The following is a 21,654-nucleotide window of genomic DNA, read 5'->3' on the forward strand; positions in this document are numbered from 1 at the left end:
CGTGTCCGTGCCACCCACCCGCCTGTCCCGGCGTCCCCGCAGTCCCCGGGTCAATGTGCTCGGGATCGCAGCGGGCTACCACGACTCCTCCTGCTGCCTGTTCCAGGACGGCGTGCTGGTCGCCGCCGCCCAGGAGGAGCGCTTCACGCGGATCAAGAACGACCGGTCCTTCCCCCGTCACGCACTGCGCTACTGCCTCGCCGAGGCGGGCCTGTCCCTCGGCGACGTGGACTGCGCCGGCTACTACGAGGACCCGGTGCAGAAGCTGGGCCGCCAGCTGTGGTCGGCGACCGGGCCGGGCCTGTCCGCCGGGCGGCGGCGGGAGGTCTTCGACCGGGCGACCGCCCCGCTCCCGCAGGAGTCGATCCGCCGGATCTCCGGCTACCGCGGTCCGATCGAGATCGTCGACCACCACCTGTCACACGCGGCGAGCAGCTTCTTCTGCTCCGGTTTCGAGGAGGCGGCGATCCTCACCGTGGACGGGGTGGGCGACTGGCCGACCACCACGTACGGGGTGGGCCGCGGTCCCGCGATCGAGCGCTTCGAGCAGGTCGACTTCCCCCACTCGCTGGGCTTCCTGTACAGCGCCGTCACCGGTTACCTCGGCTTCGAGGTCAACGAGGGCGAGTACAAGGTGATGGGTCTGGCACCGTACGGCGAGCCCCGCTACGCCGACCGGATCGCCCGGCTGGTCGAGGTGCTGCCGGGTGGTCAGTACCGGTTGGACCTGGCGTACTTCGGCTTCCTGGACGGCGAGACGATGTACTCCCCGGCGCTCGCCGAGCTGCTCGGGCAGCCGCCGCGCGAGCCGGAGTCCGAACTGGGCCGCTTCCACCTGGACGTGGCACGCAGCGTTCAGGCGGTGCTGGAGGAGGTGTTGCTGGAGAAGGTGCGTTACCTGCACACGCAGGTGCCCGTGGAGGACCTGTGCATGGCCGGCGGCGTGGCGCTGAATGTCGTCGCCAACAGCCGGATTCTGCGCGAAGGCCCGTTCGAGCGGCTGTTCGTCCAGCCGGCCGCCGGGGACGCGGGCGGCGCGGTCGGCGCCGCCGCGGTCGCACATGCCCGGCTGACCGGCGAGCGACCCCGGCAGCAGCGCTTGGAGCACACCTACCTAGGGCCAGCAGCCACCTCGCGGGAGGTGCACGGTCTGCTGGCGGCGGCCTCCGCCGAGTTCCTGGACTTCCAGGGCCGCGAGGCCGATCTCCTCGAGCACGTGGCGAGCGAACTGTCCGACGGCAAGGTGGTCGGCTGGTTCCAGGGCCGGATGGAGTTCGGACCGCGTTCCCTGGGCGCCCGCTCGATCCTCGCCGACGCCAGGCACCCCGGTATGCGTGACCGGATCAACCGGCTGGTCAAGATGCGCGAGTCGTTCCGGCCGTTCGCGCCCGCCGTGCTGGAGTCCAGGGCCGCCGAGCACTTCGACCTCGACCACCCGTCAGCCTTCATGCTGGAGACCTGCGCGGTCACCTCCCCGCTGGACCTGCCGTCCATCACGCACGTCGACGGCTCGGCCCGGGTGCAGACCGTGAACCGGCGCGTCAGCCCGCGGTTCGCGGGGCTGCTGGAGGCCTTCGACCGGCGGACCGGCTGCCCGGTGCTGGTCAACACCTCGTTCAACGTCCGCGGTGAACCAGTGGTCTGCTCGCCGCTGGACGCCCTGCGGTGCTTCGTCCGCAGCGAGATCGACGTGCTTGTCCTCGAGGACTTCGTCCTGGACCGCAGCGCTGTCCGCGCCCTGTGGGAACTGGACGACGCGATGCCCGTGCCGATGGGCCGGGCGGACACCGGCGAGGCCGTCGAGCACCTCGTCTACACCCTGATCTGAGGAGCGTCCGGCTGTGAACGAGTCCCTGAAGCCGCTGGCCGACCGCCTGGCCCGCGTCCTCGCCACCGAGGACGGTGCAGACCTGGCCCGGCTCCTGGAGACGCTGTGGCCGTCCCTGACCCGGGCCGGCCACGACACGGCCGCCCGGGCACCCGGGGCCGAGACCGGCGCGAAGGCCGCCGGGGCCGACGGCGTGCGCCGGGTCGGGATCTGGCGGGCCGAGGACGGGGGGCGGGCAACGGCCTGGGTCCGGGACGAGGCGCTGCGCGACCAATGGCGGCACTGGGCCTCGGTCGGCAGGCTTCCGGCCAAGGGGACGCGCCGCCGGGTCGTGCTGATCGGCGAGTCGGTGGCCCGCGGCTACCTCTACGACCCGGCCTACACACCGGCCGGGGTGCTCGCCGCCGTCCTCGACGCGGCCCGGCCGGACGAGTTCGAGGTGATCGACCTGGCCCGCACTTCCCTCGGCCTGGAGGTCGACGGACTCGCGCTCGCCGCCGAGTCGCTGGAGCCGGACGCGGTGGTGGTGTTCGGCGGCAACAACTGGCGCTGGACGGCGTCCGGCGAAGCCTCCGAAGCCGCACTGCTCGCCGCCGCCCTCGATGCGGACGGCATCCCCGGATACCGCGACCACGCGCACCGCACACTGCGCGAGCGCGCCGAACGGACCGTCGCCGCGATCAGCGCCCGCTACGCCGCCAAGGGCGTCCCGGTGCTGTGGATCGTCCCCGAGTTCGGCCTCGCCGACTGGCAGGACCCGCTGACCGGGGCGTCCCACCTCCCCGGGGACGGTAATGCCCGCTGGCGCGCCCACCACGGGCGGGGGCTCGCCGCAGCCGCGGCCGGCGATCCGGCCGCCGCCGCGCAGGAGGCGCACGCCATGCTCGCCCTCGACCGGGGCACCGGCGCCGCCGCGCACCGGCTGCTCGCCGACGCCGCGCTCGCCGCTGGCGACCCGGCCGCGGCCCGCGGCCACTTGGAGGCGGCCCGCGACGCGTACGTGTGGGACCCGGCGGTGACCGCAGCGCCGCGCTGCCCGACCCTGGTCCAGGACGCGATCCGAGACACGGCCGCGCGGCACGGCGCCGACGTGCTCGACTGTCGCGAGCTGTTCGCCGCGCACACCGGCGAGACGGTGCCCGGCAGCCGGCTGTTCCTGGACTACTGCCACCTGACCTCGGAGGGCATCCGGGTCGTCATGGCCGGCGCGGCCGCCTTCCTGCTGCGGTCGCCGTCCGGTCCGGACCGGTCCTGGCCGGGTCTGCTCGTACTGGCTCCCCTGCCGTCCGTCGCGGCGGAGGCCGAGGCCCGGTTTCTCGCCGCCGTCCACAACGCGCACTGGTGGCAACCGCGCGAACGCGTCGGGGCGCTGCTCGCCGAGGCCGTCCTGCTCTCGGACCACCTCGAACCCGTGCTGACGGCGTTCCTGGACCTGCAGGCCACGCGTGCTCCCAAGCTGCTCTGCCCGGCCGCAGAAGACCTCCTGGAGTACGGCTCCGACCAACTGCACCACTACTTGTTCGGATACGGCCACCAGCAGCTCGATCCGCTGCTGTCCGACGCGATCACCGAGGTCCTGGCCGGGGTCGGCACCGATCTGGAGCCGGAACTCGACAGACAGCGGATCGAGGAGCACAGCGCTGCCCGTCAGGAGGTTGATCTGCTGGACCACTACTACTGCTCCGCGGCCCGCCAACCGTACGAGACGGAGTGGCTGCTCCCGAGCCCGACCCGGCACGACCGTGACTTCTACCAGGCCTTCGGCGCCCGTTCCGATTTCGTGTTCGTCACGGAGCGGGCCGAGCCCGTGCGGCTCGCGCTGACCTGCCGGCTCCCGTATCCGGCCGGCCCGGGCGCCGAGGTGACGGTTCTGCTGAACGGCGACCCGCTCGCCTCAGCGCCCTGCGACGACACCTGGGCGGCCTTCGACCTCGAACTGAGCGCCGGAACCACGGCCGAGGGGCTGAACACACTGACCTTGGAATGGCCCGTCCCGGCCTTCCCCGGCCGGCACGGACTCGACGCGATGGCCCGGGACGTGCTGAAGGGCAGGCTGCCCGCGCCGTACTGCCCGTTCGGAGAGGTGCACACGCTCACGGCAGGTCCGGCGGCGCCGAGGGCAGGTCGCGGCGGCCGGGAATCGGACTGAACAGCAGGATGGTCACCGACAGCGCGAATGCCGCCGTCATGATCCACATGGTGGGGCGAACCCCCAGGGCACCGCTCAGCACGCCGCCCAGCAGCGCACCCAGCGGTATTGACCCGTAGTTGAGGAACTGCATGCTGACGGTGACCCGCCCCAGCATCGGCCGCGGGCAGTATGCCTGCCGGAAGCTGGCCTTGATCACCGCCGCCATGACCACGCCGAACGCCACCAGCAGCGCACCGACCAGCAGAAAGGCCAGCCGGGCGCCGCGTCCACCCAGCGGGATGAGCAGGGCGAACGCCCCGAAGGACTGGGCGACCAGGAAACCGCGGGCGCTCCCGAACCGGCGGGTCACAAGCGTCGCCCCGACCGCGCCGAAGACTGCCCCGATCTGTGCGCAGGCCGCGAGTACGCCCGCCGTACCGGCACTGATGCCGATCACGCGCACCATGAAGACCATGAGCAGCGCCTGGTAGCCCATCAGCGCCAGGTTGGCCACCGCACCGCTGATGGTCATCACCCGCAGGTACGGGTCACGGCCGACGAAGCGCAGGCCCTCGGTGATCTCCTGCCGCAGCCGGGTGGTGCGCCGCGCGGACTCGACGGGCTCGCCGGAACCGCGGATCGCGAGCAGGCACAGCGAGGACACCACGAACGACACGGCGTCCGCGAGCGGGCCGGCCACCGCCCCGACGGCCTGGGCGATCAGGCCGCCGACGCCCGGTCCGAGCACTCCCGCCGCAGCGGCGCCGCTCTGCAGTCTGGCATTGGCCTCGGTCAGCCGGCCGGGGTCGACCAGCGACGGCAGGTACACCTGGTAGGCGGTCTCGAAGAACACCGCGGCGGACCCGGCCAGCAACGCCGCCAGCATGAGCTGGCCGATCGTCAGCATCCCGGCCCAGGCCGCGAGCGGGACACTGACGAAGGCCAGCGTCGAGACCAGGTTGCAGACCAGCATGACCCGGCGGCCGGGCAACCGGTCGACCCAGGCACCGGCCGGCAGTCCGATCAGCAGCCAGGGCAGCCAGGTCAGCGCGGTCAGCGCACTGACTTGGAAGACGCTCGCGTGCAGCACGGCGATCGCCACCAGCGGAACCGCGATCGCCGACACGCTGCTGCCCAGCTTGCTGGTGGTCTCGCCCACCCACAGCAGACGGAAATCACGGTCGCCGAGGATCCCGGCGGGGCCCGGCCCCGACCCGTGTCCCTGGTCCTCTTCCCGGAGTTCGCCGGTCCCCGCGGTCACCGCCCGCCCCGCCGTTGCGTCCGGCTGGTGGTCACTCCTGGTGGTGTCATGGCTGCCCGACTCCCCTCGAACCCCGGCCCCCGACCGACGGATCCGTCTACCCTACCGTGCGGCGCATCCTGGCTGGACGTGCTCAATCCCAGTTCAGCGCACGTGAGTTGCCGTCGGGGGGAGAGGGCGGGTATCTGCCGCCAGGTTGCCGCAGCGACTGCCGATCCCCCCTTTCCCGGCCTCGTACATTCCAGGGGCTGGCTTGTGACCTTGCCCGTGCCGCCGACGCACGGCATCCACGGAGAGAGACGGCCGATGCGCAGGACCCTCCGCCCCGGGCACCCCGACGACCACCGGCTGACCCGGCCGGCCCATGCAGAACGCCCCGGGCCGTCGTGCCGCCCTCCCACCACCGTGGTCACCACCACCGCCTCCGACGCCCACGTCTGGAACCTGGTCTACCTGGAACTGCTGCTGACCGAATGGGGCCACCATGTCGTCAATCTCGGTCCCTGCGTGCCCGACGGCCTCCTGGTGCACCGCTGCCTGGCAGTACGGCCCGACCTGCTCGTGGTCAGCAGCGTGAACGGCCATGGCCGGGACGAGGGGCAGCGGCTCATCAGCCGGGTCCGTGCCCGCCCGGAACTCGCGGCGCTGCCCGCCGTCATCGGCGGCAAGCTGGACACCGGGGCCGGCGACCGCGCGAGGTCGGCGGCCGAGCTGCTCGCCGCAGGTTTCGATCTCGTCGTCGACGAGGCCGAGGGCCTGGAGCCGCTCCGGGCCTTCGCCATGGCGGCGGTCGGCACGGGGGAAGCGCCGTGACCCGGTTCCCGGCCGGCCCGTTCGGTGGATTCGTCGCCCGCGCCCAGCAGGAGGGCTGCCTGGTAGTCCAGCCGCGGATGGGCTTCGCGGACCCGGTCCGGATGCGGGCCGGCCTGCTGGCGGTCCGGGACTGCGCCGCCATGACGGTCGGCACCGTCACGCTCGACAGCTACACCCGGCTGGGCCGGCACCTGGAGGTGCGGAGGCTGCTGGACCGCGGCGGCGTCCTCAACGGCTACCCGCTCGTCGCGCACGGCCACGCCACCAACCTGGCGATGCTGGACGGCGTCCTGGCCCAGGGCTTCCCGGTACAGGTCCGGCACGGATCGGCCCTGCCCCAGGACATCGTCACCGCCCTCACCGACGCCGGTCTCGACGCCACCGAGGGCGGACCGGTGTCCTACTGCCTGCCGTACGGGCGCACGCCGCTGCGCACGTCGGTCCGGAACTGGGCCGAGGGCTGCGCCCTGCTGGACCGGGTCCGCGAGCGCGGTGTCGAACCGCATCTGGAGACCTTCGGCGGCTGCATGACCGGCCAGATGTGCCCGCCGAGCCTGCTGGTCGCCCTCAGCGTGCTGGAGGCGCTGTTCTTCCGCTGGCACGGGATCCGCTCGCTGTCGCTCAGCTACGCACAGCAGACCGACGCCGAACAGGACCGGCAGGCGGTCGCCGCGTTGCGCGGGCTCGCGGGGCGACTGCTGGGCGACACCGACTGGCACATCGTCGTCTACACCTACATGGGCGTGTACCCGCGGACCCGGCCCGGCGCGCTCGCCCTGCTGGAGGAGGCCGCGCGGCTGGCGGTGCGCACGGGTGCGGCCCGGCTGATCGTCAAGACCGTGGCGGAGGCGCACCGCATCCCGACCATCGCTGAGAACGTGCAGGCGCTGGAGACCGCCGCGCTGGCCGCCGCCGCCACCCGGCCGGCGCCGCCCGTCGAGGAGGACAACGAGGTGCTGGCCGAGGCGAGCCTCCTGGTCGAGCACGTGCTGTCGCTGGCCGACGATCCGGGCGAGGCCCTGCTGGAGGCCTTCGCCCGCGGCCACCTCGACGTGCCGTACTGCCTCCACCCCGACAACCGCGGTGCAAGCCGCAGCTACCTGGACTCCGCCGGGTGGCTGCGCTGGTCCCGGGTCGGCGCGATGCCCCTTCCCCCGTCGGCGGAGAGCGGCCGGGGCACCGAGATGACCTCGCGGCTCCTGCTCGCCTCGCTCAGCCACGTACAGAACCGGTTCGACCGCGCGGCCGCGAGAGGCGCGCGCCCGGCCGGTGTCCGATCTGACTGACTGGAGTACCCATGACCGGCACCCCCACCACGCGCCAGCACCTGGAGCGCCCGGAGACCAGGCTTGCCCTGCGGGTCCAGCACCGCCTCCTGCGAGCCGCCCGCGAGTACCTCGACGGCGGGGGATTCACCGAACTGCTGCCGCCGGTGATCGGGCCCGTCACCGATCCCGGTGGCCGCGGCTCCAAGCAGATCGACATCGACTACTACGGCCATCGCTACAAGCTGATGACCAGCGCCATTCTGTACAAACAGGCGTCCTTGCTGGCCTTCGACCGGATGTACTACGTCGCGCCGAACGTCAGGCTGGAGCCCCCGGAGACCCGGTTCACCGGCCGTCATCTCGCCGAGTTCCACCAGATCGACGTGGAGATCGCCGGGGCCGCCCGGGACGACGCCATGCGGGTCGCCGAGGAGCTGGTCACGCACATCGTCCGGCAGGTCGCTGCCGACTGCGGGGACGAGCTGTCCCGGTTGGGCCGTGACCCGCACACCCTCCGGGAGGCGTACACCTCGCGGTTCCGACGGCTCACCCACAGTGAGGCGATCGCGGAGCTGAGCGGGGCCGGCCATCCGCACAACCCGGACGGCGAGATCGACTGGGCGGGTGAGGAACTGCTCGCCCGGAAGGCGACCGTGCCGTTCTTCGTCACTGATTACCCGAAGGGCTCGCGCGGCTTCTACGACTCCGAGGACCCCGGACGAGCCGGTACGCTGCGCAACTTCGACCTGCTCGCCCCCGAGGGCTACGGCGAGATCATCAGCGGCAGCCAGCGCGAGTCGGACTATCCGCGGCTGGTCGCCCGGATCCGGGAGAGCGGCGAGAACCCGGCCAAGTACGGCTGGTACCTGGACGTCGTCCGAGCGGGCATCCCGGCCAGCGCCGGGTTCGGCCTCGGCGTGCAGCGGCTCACCCGCTACCTGATCGGCGCCGCTTCGCTGTGGGAGGCGACCGCGTACCCCAAGTTGCCCGGGGTGGCGGCGCCGTGAGGTTCAGCGCCCCCGGCTTCCCCGCGGAGGCCGTCCGTGACCGTGCTCGGCGCGGCCTGGCTGCCGCGTTCCCGCAGCTCGACGGTTACGGGCACACGCTGTTCGGCGCCGGTGCGGCCCGGCTGCCGGTGGCCGCCGACAGTGTCGACGCGCTGCGGCTGGTCCCCCCGGTGCTGATGCCCGACCGGCTGGCGAAGCTGATCGACCTCGGCCGCGAGCCGACGCCGGACGACGTCCGGCTGGAGAGCTGGATAGGTGGCCTGCGCAGCCCGCTGCCGGTCTACGTCTCGGCGTTCGGCTCCACCCGGGCAGCGTCCGGCGCCGATCTCGGTCTGGCGGTCACCCGGCAGGCCGGGCAGCTCGGGGTGCCGATCGTGGTCGGGGAGAGCGTCGTGCCGGTGCACGGCTTCCGGCAGGCCGCAGCGAGCCTGTCCGAACGGCTGCGGGAATACACCGCGGCCGCGCCGCCGGAGTTCGGCGGAGTGGTCGTCCAGCAGAGCACCCAGGACGCCGACGCCGAGGTGTGGAACCTGGTGCACAGCGATCCGGCGGCCCAGCCGCTGCTGGACAGCGGGCGGCTGGCCTTCGAGTTGAAGGTCGGCCAGGGCGCCAAGCCCGGCCTCGGCGGGATGACTGTCGTCGACCGCGAGGAGGCCGCCCGCCTCGCCGACCGCTACTCCATGGTCGACCTGCCTGGGTCGGACCTGGTGCTGCGGTGCAGCAGCGCCGGCACCTTCACCGAGGAGATCCTCCGCCAGCAGATCCGGTTCATGCGCAACAACTACCCGCGGGTGCGGGTCTGGGTGAAGTTCCATCCGGGTCGCGATGTCGGACGGGCCGCCGAGGTGGCGTGGGCGGCGGGCGCGGACGCCGTCACCGTGGACGGCCCCGGCGCGGGCACCGGCTGGGCTCCGTCGGCCTTCCTCGACCAGGTCGGCCTGCCGCTCGGCGAGTGCCTGCGCCGGATCGACCCCGGCGACGCCTGCCTGCTGGTCAGCGGCGGTGTGTGGGAGGGCGTGCGGGCCGCGAAGTGCCTGGCGCTCGGTGCTCGCGCCGTGGGCCTGGGCCGGGCCGCGCTGCTCGCCGCCGACGAGGTCCCGCACCGCGGCCTGGCCGGACTGCTGGACTGTATCGCCTTCGAACTACGCCTGCTGATAAGCGCGATGGGACGGTACGAGGCCACTGCACTGGGCCCGGCGGACGTGTGGGAGCCGGGTCGTCCCACGTCCTGAGCGCTGCCCGGCAGGTGCCGGTGTTCCGCCGCAGCAAACGCCGCTGGACCGGTCACCGGGCTCCTAGCGTGGGTACGTCCGCAGCGCCGGCCGGATCCCGGCGGGAACCCACGGCCCCTAGGAGACCCATGATCCCCCTGTCCTACGGCCAGCAGCGGCTGTGGTTGCTGGACCGCTTCCAGGGAACGGGCTGGGTCTACAACACTGCCCTGCACCTCGACCTGCGCGGTCCGCTCGACGTGCCCGCCCTGCGCGCCGCGCTCACCGACCTGCTGGAGCGGCACGAGGTGCTGCGGACGGTCTACCCCGACCTGGACGGCCGCCCCCACCAGCTGGTCGTCCCGGCGGCGGGGGCGGACTTCCTGGAGGTCGGTGAGCCGGTCGGCACGGACAGCGGGCTTGCGGCGGCGCTGGAGCGGGCCGTACGGCGGGAGTTCGACCTGGCCCGGGATGTCCCGCTGCGGGCCCTGCTCCTGCCGCTGGGCGCCGACCGGCACACCCTGCTCCTGGTGATGCACCACATCGCGGTGGACGGCTGGTCGGTGGGTCCGCTGCTGCGCGATCTGGCCCGGGCCTACAGCGCCCGCCGGGCCGGCCGTCCACCGGCGGGCGGACCGCTGCCCGTGCAGTTCGCGGACTTCGCGCAGTGGCAGCGTGATCTGCTCGGCTCTGCCGGTGACCCGGAGTCGCTGATGGCCGAACAAACAGCGTGGTGGCGGTCCGCGCTGACCGGGATGCCGGAGGAGATGGAGCTGCCCGCCGTCCGACCGCGGCCGGCCGAGCCGACCCACCGGGGCGGCAGCGTGCCGTTCACCGTCGACGCAGCCCTGCACCGCGAGCTGTTGGCTGTCGTCCGCGCCTGCGGAGCCACCCTGTTCATGGCGGTCCAGGCGGCGGTCGCCGCCCTCTTCGGGCGGCTCGGCGCCGGGGAGGACATCGCGCTGGGCACCACCGTCGCCGGCCGGTCCGACGAGGCGCTGAACGACCTGGTCGGCTTCTTCGTCAACACCATGGTGCTGCGCACGGACCTGTCGGGCGACCCGACGCTCCGCCGGCTGCTGGAGCGGGTCCGCGACTTCGACCTCGACGCGCTCGACCGCCGGGAACTGCCCTTCGACGCCGTGGTGGAGGCGCTCGTCCCGCAGCGCGTGCCCGGCCGGCACCCGCTGTTCCAGACACTGGTCACCGTCCAGGGCGCCCTGCACGACCGGCCGGACTTCGCCGGGCTCGAGACGGTGGTGGAAAAGAGCCCGTTGATCGAGCGCCACGCCGCCAGATTCGACCTGCACGTGGACCTCACCGAACACCGCGACTCCTCCGGCGAGGCAACCGGCCTGGCCGGGGAATTGCGGTTCGCCGTCGACCTGTGGGACGAGCCCGCCGCCCGGGCACTGGCCGAGCGGCTGCTGCGGATGCTCCGGGCCGTCGCCGCCGATCCCGGCCTGCGGATCTCCGAGGTCGGGCTGCTCGGCGACGCGGAACGGCGTTGCCTGCTCGCCCGGGGCGCGGACACCGGGTACGTGCTCGACGGGGCCGGCGCCCTCCTGCCGGCCGGCGTCCCCGGCGAGCTGTACGTCCCGGACGCCGACGGCCGGGCCGTCTGCCTGGACCTCGCCGGGGTCGCTCTGACCGGCACCGGTCGCCGGGTCCGGTGGCAGCCGGACGGGCGTCCGGAGGAGCTGCCGCTCGCTGAGCCGCCTGCCCTCCTCGGCGGCCGGCCCGCCGGGGACAGGGCCGGGGACACCGCGGTCCGGCCGCGAACGGCCCGCCAGGAGATCTTGTGCGGGCTGTTCGCCGAGGTGCTCGGTCTCCCCGAGGTCGGCCCCGGTCATGACTTCTTCCAGCTCGGCGGCCAGTCGCTGCTCGCCGCCCGCCTCGCCGTGCGGCTCCGCCGGGCGTTCGGCGCGGGCGTCGATCTGGGCGCGGTGTTCCGCGCCCCGACGCCCGCCGCCATGGACTCCTGGCTGGAGGGGCTGTCGGCCGGGCCGGCCGCTCCTCCCCTCGTCCCGGCGGAGCGGCCCGAATGTGTACCGCTGTCCTACGCCCAGCAACGGCTGTGGTTCCTCGAGGGCTGGCGCAGCCCCGCCTACCACGTGGTCCGGGCGATCCGGATCGCCGGCGACGTCGACACCGAGGCGCTGCGCGCCGCTCTCGGCGACCTGACGGATCGCCACGAGGCGCTCCGTACCCGCTATCCGGCCGTGGACGGGCAGGCCCGGCAGGAGGTGGTGCCCGCCGAGGAGGCACGCCCGGCGCTGCGCATCGTGGCATGCGGGAGCCGGGGCGAGGTCCGCCGCCGGGCCGCCGAGCTCGCCAGGGAGCCCTTCGACCTGGCGACGGACCTGCCGCTGCGCGCCGACGTGCTGGAGGCCGGCCCGGCGGACCGCACCCTGCTGCTGCGCATGCACCACATCGCCGCGGACGGATGGTCGGTGGGGCCACTGCTGCGCGACGTGTTCGAGGCGTACGGGGCGCGGGTGGCCGGGGAGCCCTGGCGCCGGCCGGCGCTGCCCGTGCAGTACGCCGACTACGCCCTGTGGCAGCGCGAACTGCTGTCCGGCGAGGACGACCCCGGCAGCCTGGCCGCCCGGCAGCTCGACCACTGGCGGCAGGCCCTCGCCGGCCTGCCCGAGGAACTCGCGCTGCCCGCCGACCGGCCCCGCCCGGCCGAGCCCGGTTTCACCGGCGGTCTCGTCCCCTTCACGATCGGCCCGGCTCTGCACCGCCGGCTGGACGAGCTGGCCCGTCGGCACGACGTCACCTTGTTCATGGTGCTGCAGGCCGCGCTCTGCGCGCTGTTCACCCGGCTCGGCGCCGGCACCGACATACCGCTCGGCACGGCCGTCGCCAATCGCGCCGACCAGGCCCTCGACCAGCTGGTCGGGTTCTTCGTCAACACCCTGGTGCTGCGCACCGACACCTCCGGCAACCCGACCTTCGCCGAACTCCTCGCCCGGGTCCGGGAAACCGACCTCGCCGCATTCACCCACCAGGACCTGCCGTTCGACCGCCTGGTGGAACACCTCAACCCGGCACGCTCCGCCGCCCGGCACCCGCTCTTCCAGACCATGCTGGTGCTGCAGAACAACGAGGAGGCCGATCCGGCGCTGCCCGGGGCCGAGCTGGAGATGCTCGAACTCGGGACCGACACGGCCAAGTTCGACCTCACCTTCATGTTCCGGCCGGATCCGGCCTCGGGCGCCCTGACCGGCTTGCTGGAGTACGCCGCCGAGCTCTACGAGCGGGACTCCGCGGCCGCGCTCGCCGGCCGACTGGTCCGGCTGCTCGACTCGGCCGTCACCGACCCGGCCGCCCGCCTCGGCAGCCTCGCCGTGCTGACCGCCGAGGACCGCCGCGCGGTGGCCTCGCTCGACGCCGTCACCACCGCAGTACCGCTGCGGCGGCTGCACGAGTACGTCGAGGACCGGGCGGCCGCCCGTCCGGACGCGCCCGCGCTCGCCTTCGACGGACAACGACTTGACTACGGCGAGCTGAACGCCCGCGCCAACCGGCTCGCCCGGCACCTGCGGGCCGTCGGCGTCCGCTCCGGCGCGCTGGTCGGTGTCCACCTGGAGCGCGGCCCCGACCTGGTCGTGGCGCTCTTGGCCGCCCTCAAGGCCGGCGGCGTCTACACCCTGCTCGACCCCGGGTTCCCCGCCGAACGGCTGTCCCGGGCGGCCGCCGACACCGGCCTCGCCCTGGTCGTCACCGACAGCCGCCTCGGCCACCGGTTCGAGCCGGTCCCGACGGTGGCGCTGGACCTCGACGCGGACACCGTCGCCGCCCTGCCCGGTGACGACCTCGGCGTGCCCGGTGGCCCCGGCGCGATCGCTTGCGTGATGTTCACCTCCGGCTCCACCGGCCGGCCCAAGGGCATCGCCAGCCCGCACTCCGCGCTGGCCGCCACCTACCTCGCGCAGGACTACTGCGGCTTCGGCCCCGACGAGGTGTTCCTGCAGTGCTCACCGGTCTCCTGGGACGCCTTCGCCCTGGAGTTGTTCGGCGCGCTCGTGCACGGAGCGCTGTGTGTGCTGCAGCCGGGCCAGCGGCCCGACCCGGCCGCGATCGTCCGGCTCGTCGCGGAGTACGGCGTGACGATGCTGCAGCTCTCGGCAACGCTGTTCAACTACCTGGTCGACGAGCACCCTGCCGCCTTCCGCGGCGTGCGGTACGCGATGACCGGCGGCGAGCCGGCCTCCCCCGCGCACATTGCCAGGGCGCTGCGCGAGCACCGCGCGATGACCGTGGTCAACGGCTACGGCCCGGCCGAGAGCATGGGTTTCAGCACCTGCCACCGCGTCGGCCCGGCCGACCTGGGAGGCGCTTCCGTCCCGATCGGGTCCCCCGTCGCCGGCAAGCGCGCCCATGTGCTGGGCCCCGGTCTGGAGCTGCTGCCGCCCGGCGCGGTCGGCGAACTGTACCTGGCCGGAGCCGGCCTGGCCGTTGGTTACCTCGGCCTCGCCGCGCTCACCGCCGAACGCTTCGTCGCCGACCCGTACGGCCCTCCCGGGCAGCGCATGTACCGCACGGGGGACCTCGCCCGGCTGCGCGCGGACGGCGTCCTGGAGTACCTCGGCCGGATCGACGAGCAGGTGAAGCTCCGCGGTTTCCGGATCGAACCCGCCGAGGTCGAGGCCGCACTCGCCGCAGACCCCTGCGTCGCCCAGACCGCCGTCGTCGTCCGTGAGGACAGCCCCGGCGAACGCCGCCTGATCGCCTACGCGGTGCCCCGCCCCGACGTGGCATTCGACACCGCCGCACTGCGTCGCTCGCTGGCCGACACCCTGCCCGCCCACCTGGTTCCCGCCGCGGTCGTCCGCCTCGACGAGCTGCCGCGCACCGCCAACGGCAAACTCGACCGGCGCGCCCTTCCCGCGCCCGTGCAGGACGCGGGACACGGCGGGCCGACGACGGCTCACGAGGATCTGCTGTGCGGCCTGTTCGCCCAGGTGCTCGGCGTTCCCTCGGTCGGGGTCGACGACGACTTCTTCGCCCTGGGCGGGCATTCGCTGCTCGCCGCCCGGCTGGTCGGCCGGATCGGCACCGTCCTCGGCGCGGGGACCGACCTCGCCACGGTGTTCCGCTTCCCCACGGTGCGCGGCATCGCCGCCCGCCTCGCGGCAGGCCGCACCGCCCGGCCGCCGCTGACGGCCAGGCCGCGCCCGGACCGGCTGCCCGCGTCCGCCGCGCAGCAGCGGATGTGGTTCCTCGCCAGGGCGGACGACGCGGCGCTCTACAACTCGCCGTTGGCCTGGCGGCTCCGAGGCCCGCTGGACGTCGCCGCGCTGCGCGCCGCGCTGGCCGATCTGACAGCCCGCCACGAGGGGCTGCGCACGGTCTTCCCCGAGGCCGACGGCCTGCCCTGGCAGCGGGTGCTGCCCGCCGAGGAGGCCCGGCCCCGCCTGACCGAGCAGAGCTGCCCGCCCGCCGAGCTGGCCGGGCGGGCCACCGCCGCCGCTCGGGAACCCTTCGACCTGTCCGTCGAGGCGCCGATCCGCGCCCACCTGTTCCGGAGCGCCCCCGACGACCACACCCTCGTCCTGACGCTCCACCACATCGCCAGCGACAGCTGGTCGCTGGACCCGCTGCAGCGCGACCTCGCCGACGCCTACGCATCCCGACTCACCGGCCGCCCCCCGGAGTGGGCGCCGCTGCCGGTCCAGTACGCCGACTACACCCTCTGGCAGCGCGAACTCCTCGACGAGGACCGGGAGGACGGCCCGGCCGCCGCCCAGCTCGCGCACTGGGCGGGGACGCTGGCCGGGCTGCCGGACGAACTGGCGCTGCCCGCCGACCGGCCGCGCGGTTCCGGGCCGGCGGCCGCCGCCACCACTGCCCTGCGGATCGGTGCCGATCTGCACACCGCCCTCGCCGCCCTCGCCCGCCGGCACGACGTGACCTTGTTCATGGCGGTGCAGGCGGCGCTGGCCGCCGTCCTCACCCGCACCGGCGCGGGCGAGGACATCCCCATCGGCACGCCCGTCGCGGGCCGTACCGAAGAAGCCCTGCACGACGTGGTCGGGTTCTTCGTCAACACCCTGGTGCTGCGCACCGACACCTCCGGCAACCCGACCTTCGCCGAACTCCTCGCCCGGGTCCGGGAAATTGACCTCGCCGCATTCACCCACCAGGACCTGCCGTTCGACCGCCTGGTGGAACACCTCAACCCGGCACGCTCCGCCGCCCGGCACCCGCTCTTCCAGACCATGCTCGCCCTGGAGGGCGCCGATGGGACCGGCGCCGGCCTGCACCTACCCGGGATCACCGCCGTCCCGCACCGGCTGCACACCGGCTCCTCGAAGTTCGACCTCACCTTCGTCCTCACGCAGACGCGCACCCCCGACGGTGCCCCTGGCGGCCTGGAGGGCGCCGTCGAGTACCCGCCCGCGCTGTTCGACCGGGCCACCGTGGAGGATCTGGCCGCGCGCCTGGTGCGGCTCCTGGAGGAGGCCGTCGCCGACCCGGCCCTGCCGCTCGACCGGCTCGACGTGCTGCCGGTCGGCGCCATGGTGTCCGTCCTGGACGCGGACGGCGTGACCGTCCCGCTCGGCGTGGCCGGCGAGCTGCACCTCGACGGCCGGCGCACCGGCGAGCTGGCCCGCTGGCGCGACGACGGCGGACTCGACCTGCTCGGCAAGACCCCGGGGACGGTCCGGACCAATGTCCCCGCGGCGGTCGGACGCACGGAGCGCCGCGCACCGCGCACCCCGCGCGAGGAGATCCTCTGCGCTCTGTTCGCCGAGGTGCTGGAGGTCCCCGAGGTCCTCCCGCACGACGACTTCTTCGCCCTCGGCGGCCACTCGCTGGCCGCGACCCGTCTGATCAGCCGGATCAGGGCGGTGCTGGGCACGGAACCGGCAATCCGTACCATCTTCCAGTGGCCCACGCCGGCCGCCCTGGCGGAGCGGCTCGACGACGGCGCGCCGCCGCGTGCCGCGCTGGCCCCGCAGGACCGCCCCGATGCGCTGCCGCTGTCCTTCGCCCAGCTGCGGCTGTGGCTGCTGGACCAGATCGACCACGGCCGCACCGCCTACCACATCCCGGTCGCCTGGCGGCTGCGCGGGCCGCTCGACCGCGGCGCGCTCGGCGCGGCGCTGCGGGACGTGATCGGACGGCACGAGGTGCTGCGGACGGTCTACCGGACCACCGATGGGGACCCGGAGCAGGTGGTCCTCGACACGGCGGACTTCCCGCTGACGCTGCCGACCCTGCACTGCCCGGCCGCCGACCTCCCGGCCGTCCTCGCCCGGATCTCCGCGCGCGCCTTCGACCTCACCGAGCGGGCCCTCGCCTGCACCCTGGTGGAGTCCGGACCCGAGGACCACACGCTGCTGCTGACCGTGCACCACATCGCCGGCGACGGCTGGTCGATGCGGCCGCTGGTCCGCGACCTCGCCACAGCGTACAGCGCGCGCCTGGCCGGCGGTCCCCCCGAGTGGGCGCCGCTCCCCGTGCAGTACGCCGACTACGCGCTGTGGCAGCGCCGGGTCCTCGGTTCGCAGGACGATCCGGACAGCCTGCTCGCCGCGCAGCTGTCGTACTGGCGCGAGGCACTGGCCGGGCTGCCCGCCGAGGCGACGCTCAGCCCGGACCGGGGGCGGCCGGCCGCCCCCGGCCATGGCGGCGGCACGGTCCGCCTGGCCGTCCCCCCGGAGCTGCACGCCACGCTGCTCGACGTGGCCCGCGAGCACGGCGTGACCCTGTTCATGGTCCTGCAGGCGGCGCTGGCCGCAGTCCTCGGCCGCTACGGCGGGGGCGAGGACGTGCCGATCGGGGCGCCCGTGGCGGGCCGCACCGACGACGCCATGGACGAGCTGGTCGGCTGCTTCCTCAACACCCTGGTACTGCGCACCGATCTGTCCGGCGACCCCGGCTTCGCCGAGCTGCTGGCCCGGGTCCGGGAAGCCGACCTGGCCGCTTTCGCCCACCAGGACCTGCCGTTCGAGCGGCTGGTCGACGCCCTGCAGCCGCAGCGCTCGCGGGCCAGGCACCCGCTGTTCCAGGTCAGCCTGGTCCTGCAGAACAACCGGGCCGCAGACCTCCGGCTGCCCGGCCTGGACTCGGCCCTGGAGCCGGTACCCACCGGCGCCGCCAAGTTCGACCTCACCGTGTCGGTCACCGAGCGGCGGGACGGGGCCGGCGCCCCGGCGGGACTCGACGGTGAACTCGAGTACGCCACCGAACTGTACGACGCGCCGACGGTGCAGGTCCTGGCCGACCGGCTGGTCCGCTTCCTCGCCGCGGCGGCGGCCGCGCCCGGTGCGCCGATCGGCTCTCACCTCCTGCCCGGCGACGGGCGGCCCGAAGCGCCGATCCGCCGCGAGGAGCCCACCGCCCCGACCGTCCAGGCACCGGCCGGCCCCGTACCGCACGGCCCCCTGACCGACACCGAGCGGACGGTGGCAGCGGTCTGGGCCGAATTGCTCGGGGTGGCGGAGATCGGCCCCGACGACCGGTTCTTCGACCTCGGCGGCAACTCGCTGCTGCTGGTCCGGGCCAGGACCCGGCTGGAGCGGACCCTCGGGGCCAAGCTCCGCAACGTGGACCTGTTCCAGAACCCGACCGTGCGGAGGCTGGCCCGGCACCTCGACGGAGCCGGGCCGCAGGCCGCACCGGCCACCCCGCCCGGTCGAGGCCCGGACCGTTCCCGGCTGCTGCGCCGCCGGGCCCGGCTCACCGAGGACGGCCCGGCGCAGACTACCGCCGCTCCCCCTGTCCCGGAGCCCGTCCCGGAGGTTTCCCATGACCCGCACTGAGCCCGCCGACGCCGCGCCCCGGGACGCAGACCCGTCCGAGTTCGCGGTGGCCATCACCGGGATGGCCGGCCGGTTCCCCGGCGCCGCCGACCTGGACCGCTTCTGGGCGAACATCCGCGACGGAGTCGAGTCGATCACCTTCTTCGACGACGAGACGCTCACCGCAGCGGGCTTCGGCCGGGACCTGCTTGACGACCCGGAGTTCGTGCCCGCCAAGGGTTACCTGGCCGACGCCGATCTGTTCGACCACGAGTTCTTCGGCATCGCGCCGCGCGACGCCGAGCTGACCGATCCACAGCAGCGGCTGTTCCTGCAGACCGCGTGGGCGGCCCTGGAGGACGCCGGGATCCCGCCCGGTCCGCAGCTGTCCGTGGCCGTGTTCGTCGGCGCCAACAACACCGGCTACGGCGAGTACGCCGCCCCCTGGCCGCGCGCCCAGTTCCAGGACATGCAGTTCTCGATCGGCAACGACCTGAGCTACCTGTCGACCCGGGTGTCCCACAAGCTCGGCCTCACCGGGCCCAGCCTGACGGTAGGCACGGCCTGCTCCAGCGCGCTGACAGCCGTCCACCTGGCGTGTTCGGCGCTGCTCGCCGGCGAGTGCGACGTTGCGATCGCCGGAGCGACGGCCGTGCACTTTCCGCTGATCACCGGTTACCGGCACACCCCAGAGTCCATCCTGGCGCCCGACGGGCACTGCCGGCCGTTCGACCGGCACGCGGCGGGGACCGTCGGCGGTGACGGGGTCGGCGCGGTGGTGCTGCGGCGGCTGGAGGACGCCGTCGCCGACGGCGACCCGGTCCACGCGGTGATCCGGGGCAGCGCGGTCAACAACGACGGCTCCGACAAGGTCGGTTTCACCGCGCCCAGTGTGGGCGGCCAGGCCGGCGTGCTCCGCGCCGCGCTCGCCGCCGCGGACTGCGCTCCGGAGAGCGTGGACTACGTGGAGGCCCACGGCACCGGCACCTCGCTCGGCGATCCGGTGGAGATCGCCGCGCTGCGCCAGGTGTACGGCTCGGCGCCCCGCACCTCACCGCTCAGCCTGGGCAGTGTGAAGGCGAACATCGGCCACCTCAGTGCGGCGGCCGGCATCGCCGCGTTGATCAAGACGGCTCTGGCGCTGCGGCACGCCGAGCTGCCGCCGCTGGTGCACTTCACCGGGCCCAACCCGGAACTCGACGCACCGCCGGGGATGTTCGACTTCCCGGTACGGGCCAGGCCGTGGCCCGGCCGGGACGGTCCGCGGCGCGCCGGGGTCAGCTCGTTCGGTATAGGCGGGACCAACGTGCACCTGGTGCTGGAGGAGTACCGGTCTGCGGGGCGGGCATGCCGTCCGTCCGGGTCCGGGCCGCAGGTGCTGCCGCTGTCCGCGAACAGCCCGGAGGCGCTGGCGGACCGGGTCGAGGCTCTCGCCCGCTGGGCGGACGCCCATCCCGACGCCGACCCGGCCGAGGTCGCCCACACCCTGCAGACGGGCCGCACCGCCTTCGCCCATCGCTGGGCGACGGTGGGCGAGGATCTCAGCGGCCTGCGGACCCGGCCCCAAGAGGGCTCGGTGCGGGAGCCCGCGGGAGAGCCCTCCGTGTGCTTCGTGTTTCCCGGTTTCGGCACCCAGCGGCGCGGCGCGGTGGCGGCGCTCCTGGAGCGGGAGCCGACGTTCGCGGCGGAGGTGGATCGGCTCGCCGGGGTCGCCGGCGGCCTCGGTATCGACCTGCGCGCCGCGCTGGACGGCTCGGCCGGTTCCGCGACGCGGGACCCGGGCACCGCGCACGCGGCGCTGTTCGCCGAGGAGTACGCGCTGGCGGCGGTGTGGCGGCATTGGGGTGTGCAGCCCACGGCGATGGCGGCCAACAGCCTCGGCGAGTACGCGGCTGCGGCCGCGGCGGGCGTCATGACGCCGGGCGACGCGCTGCGGCTGCTGACGGTACGCGCCCGGCTGGCCGAGCGCCTGTGCCCCGAGGGGGCGATGCTGGCGGTCGCCACCGGGCCGGCCGAGCTCGCCGCCCGGCTGGGCCCGGGGCTGAGCCTGGCGGTGATCGCCGCACCGGACCGCTGTGTGGTCTCGGGAACGGTCGACCGGATCGAGGCGCTGCACGCCGTGCTCGACGGGGAGGGTGTCTCGACCCGGCGGGTCGCGGCCGACCGCGCCTTCCATTCCGAGGCGCTGCGGCCGATGTGCGCGGAGTACACCGCCGAGGTCGCCAGGTGCGAGTTGCGTCCGCCGACGATCCCGTTCGTGTCGTGCGCCACCGGCAGCTGGATCACGGGGGAGCAGGCCACCGATCCGGAGTACTGGGCGGTGGACCACCTGCTCGGTACGGTCCGCCTCGCCGATGCGATCTCATTGCTGCGGCTGCTGCCGCGGCCGACGCTGCTGGGCGTGGGGCCGTACGAGAACCTGGCGGCCGCGGCGAGCCGACCCGGGGAGTCCGGTCCCGGGCCACTGGTGGTGACCTCGCTGGCGGCCGCGGCAGCCGGCGAGGCGGCCGACCTGTCCATGGCGCGGGCGCTGGCGGCGGTGTGGACGGCGGGCGCGGAGGTCGACTGGCCGGCGGTGCACCGTCACGAGCCGCGCGGCAAGGTGCACCTGCCTTCCTACCCGTTCGCGAGGGTCCGGCACTGGCCCGCGCACCTGGCCGGCGCCCCGTCCCCGGTCGCGACCCCCTTGCTCAGCCCCGCGCCGGCCCCGACGGCCGCCCCCGACGGGGCCGGTGGTCCCGCGGACTTCGCGGCCGCGGTGTTCCGGGACGTGCTGGGGCTGCCGTCGGTGGCTGCGGACGTGTCCTTCTTCCACCTGGGCGGTGATTCGCTGTCCATGGCCCAGGTGCTGGCGCGGGTGCGCCGGGCGTACGCCGTGAGGGTGCCGGTGCGGGAATTCGTGGCCCGGCCGACGCCCCAGGGCCTGGCCGCGCTGATAGAAAGTCGAACGGCCGCCGACAGGACATAAAAGCGGAGCCTCCAATTCCATTCGGCCGACTGGGTGGAAAATGACCGGCCGATGTCCGAGCAGTCGGATAAAGTTTGAGCAGACGCACCGCGGACTCACCTGTCGACGCTACCCGGCGCGCACGCGCATTGGACTGTCCAATATATGGATGTCGATCGGGGGCGAGAAACCCATCCCCGATCGACACACCACGGACAGGGTCAAACCAGACAAAACAAAGGGGGCTGGAATCATTTTCGCCGGAGAAATCCCGCAGACTCCCAGGTCAGGCACCTCTCCCACCATAAAGTCAAGTCTTCCGCTGGCGGCCCATATATGTTGTGATTCATATGGGACGCAACCGTAACCTTCGCAGACCGCCTCGGACCCCTTTGGGGGCTCACCCTCAGGACGAGCTGCGGGCACCGAGGA

9 protein-coding genes are annotated in these 21,654 nt (G+C 73.9%); 8 read left to right on the forward strand and 1 reads right to left on the reverse strand.

The genetic code is table 11. The features are described 5' to 3' along the window. Window position 1 precedes the first annotated feature (1 nt). Window positions 2-1,828 carry a carbamoyltransferase family protein gene (locus OHA30_RS04055; protein ID WP_328912407.1) on the forward strand — a complete coding sequence of 609 codons (1,827 nt, stop codon included), beginning with the start codon at window positions 2-4 and terminating at the stop codon, window positions 1,826-1,828. 13 nt (window positions 1,829-1,841) lie between these two features. Further along, window positions 1,842-3,977 (forward strand): hypothetical protein, encoded by a 2,136-nt coding sequence (locus OHA30_RS04060; RefSeq protein WP_328912408.1) that lies wholly within the window; start codon window positions 1,842-1,844, stop codon window positions 3,975-3,977. On the opposite strand, the gene OHA30_RS04065 is transcribed toward OHA30_RS04060, so the two are convergent. After that, entirely contained in the window at window positions 3,922-5,220 is a 1,299-nt protein-coding gene (locus OHA30_RS04065; RefSeq protein WP_328912409.1) for an MFS transporter, read from the reverse strand. The two genes, OHA30_RS04060 and OHA30_RS04065, sit on opposite strands and share 56 nt — an antisense overlap. A gap of 306 nt (window positions 5,221-5,526) precedes the next feature. Between OHA30_RS04065 and OHA30_RS04070 the strand changes: the two genes are divergently transcribed. From OHA30_RS04070 to OHA30_RS04095, 6 genes are all read left to right on the forward strand, one after another. After that, window positions 5,527-6,033 carry a cobalamin-dependent protein gene (locus tag OHA30_RS04070; protein WP_328912410.1) on the forward strand — a complete coding sequence of 169 codons (507 nt, stop codon included), beginning with the start codon at window positions 5,527-5,529 and terminating at the stop codon, window positions 6,031-6,033. Continuing rightward, window positions 6,030-7,319 (forward strand): methylaspartate mutase, encoded by a 1,290-nt coding sequence (locus OHA30_RS04075; protein WP_328912411.1) that lies wholly within the window; start codon window positions 6,030-6,032, stop codon window positions 7,317-7,319. Before OHA30_RS04070 ends, OHA30_RS04075 begins: the two co-directional genes overlap by 4 nt. Before the next feature lie 11 nt (window positions 7,320-7,330). Next, window positions 7,331-8,308 carry an asparagine synthetase A gene (locus OHA30_RS04080; RefSeq protein WP_328912412.1) on the forward strand — a complete coding sequence of 326 codons (978 nt, stop codon included), beginning with the start codon at window positions 7,331-7,333 and terminating at the stop codon, window positions 8,306-8,308. After that, complete coding sequence (locus OHA30_RS04085) at window positions 8,305-9,540, forward strand: glutamate synthase-related protein (protein ID WP_328912413.1); 1,236 nt, start codon at window positions 8,305-8,307, stop codon at window positions 9,538-9,540. The genes OHA30_RS04080 and OHA30_RS04085 overlap by 4 nt, the downstream gene beginning before the upstream one ends. 128 nt (window positions 9,541-9,668) lie before the next feature. After that, window positions 9,669-18,296 (forward strand): non-ribosomal peptide synthetase, encoded by an 8,628-nt coding sequence (locus OHA30_RS04090; protein WP_328912414.1) that lies wholly within the window; start codon window positions 9,669-9,671, stop codon window positions 18,294-18,296. Next, complete coding sequence (locus OHA30_RS04095) at window positions 18,283-21,243, forward strand: type I polyketide synthase (protein WP_328912415.1); 2,961 nt, start codon at window positions 18,283-18,285, stop codon at window positions 21,241-21,243. The genes OHA30_RS04090 and OHA30_RS04095 overlap by 14 nt, the downstream gene beginning before the upstream one ends. Window positions 21,244-21,654 lie beyond the last annotated feature (411 nt).

The sequence above is a fragment of the Streptomyces sp. NBC_00223 genome, from assembly GCF_036199905.1.
Taxonomy (GTDB): Bacteria; Actinomycetota; Actinomycetes; order Streptomycetales; family Streptomycetaceae; genus Actinacidiphila.

Excerpts from the sequence above, each read along its gene's own strand:
- OHA30_RS04070 (WP_328912410.1), top strand. The coding sequence starts at position 5,527 with ATGCGCAGGACCCTCCGCCCCGGGCACCCCGACGACCACCGGCTGACC.
- OHA30_RS04080 (WP_328912412.1), top strand. The coding sequence starts at position 7,331 with ATGACCGGCACCCCCACCACGCGCCAGCACCTGGAGCGCCCGGAGACC.
- OHA30_RS04090 (WP_328912414.1), top strand. The coding sequence starts at position 9,669 with ATGATCCCCCTGTCCTACGGCCAGCAGCGGCTGTGGTTGCTGGACCGC.
- OHA30_RS04095 (WP_328912415.1), top strand. The coding sequence starts at position 18,283 with ATGACCCGCACTGAGCCCGCCGACGCCGCGCCCCGGGACGCAGACCCG.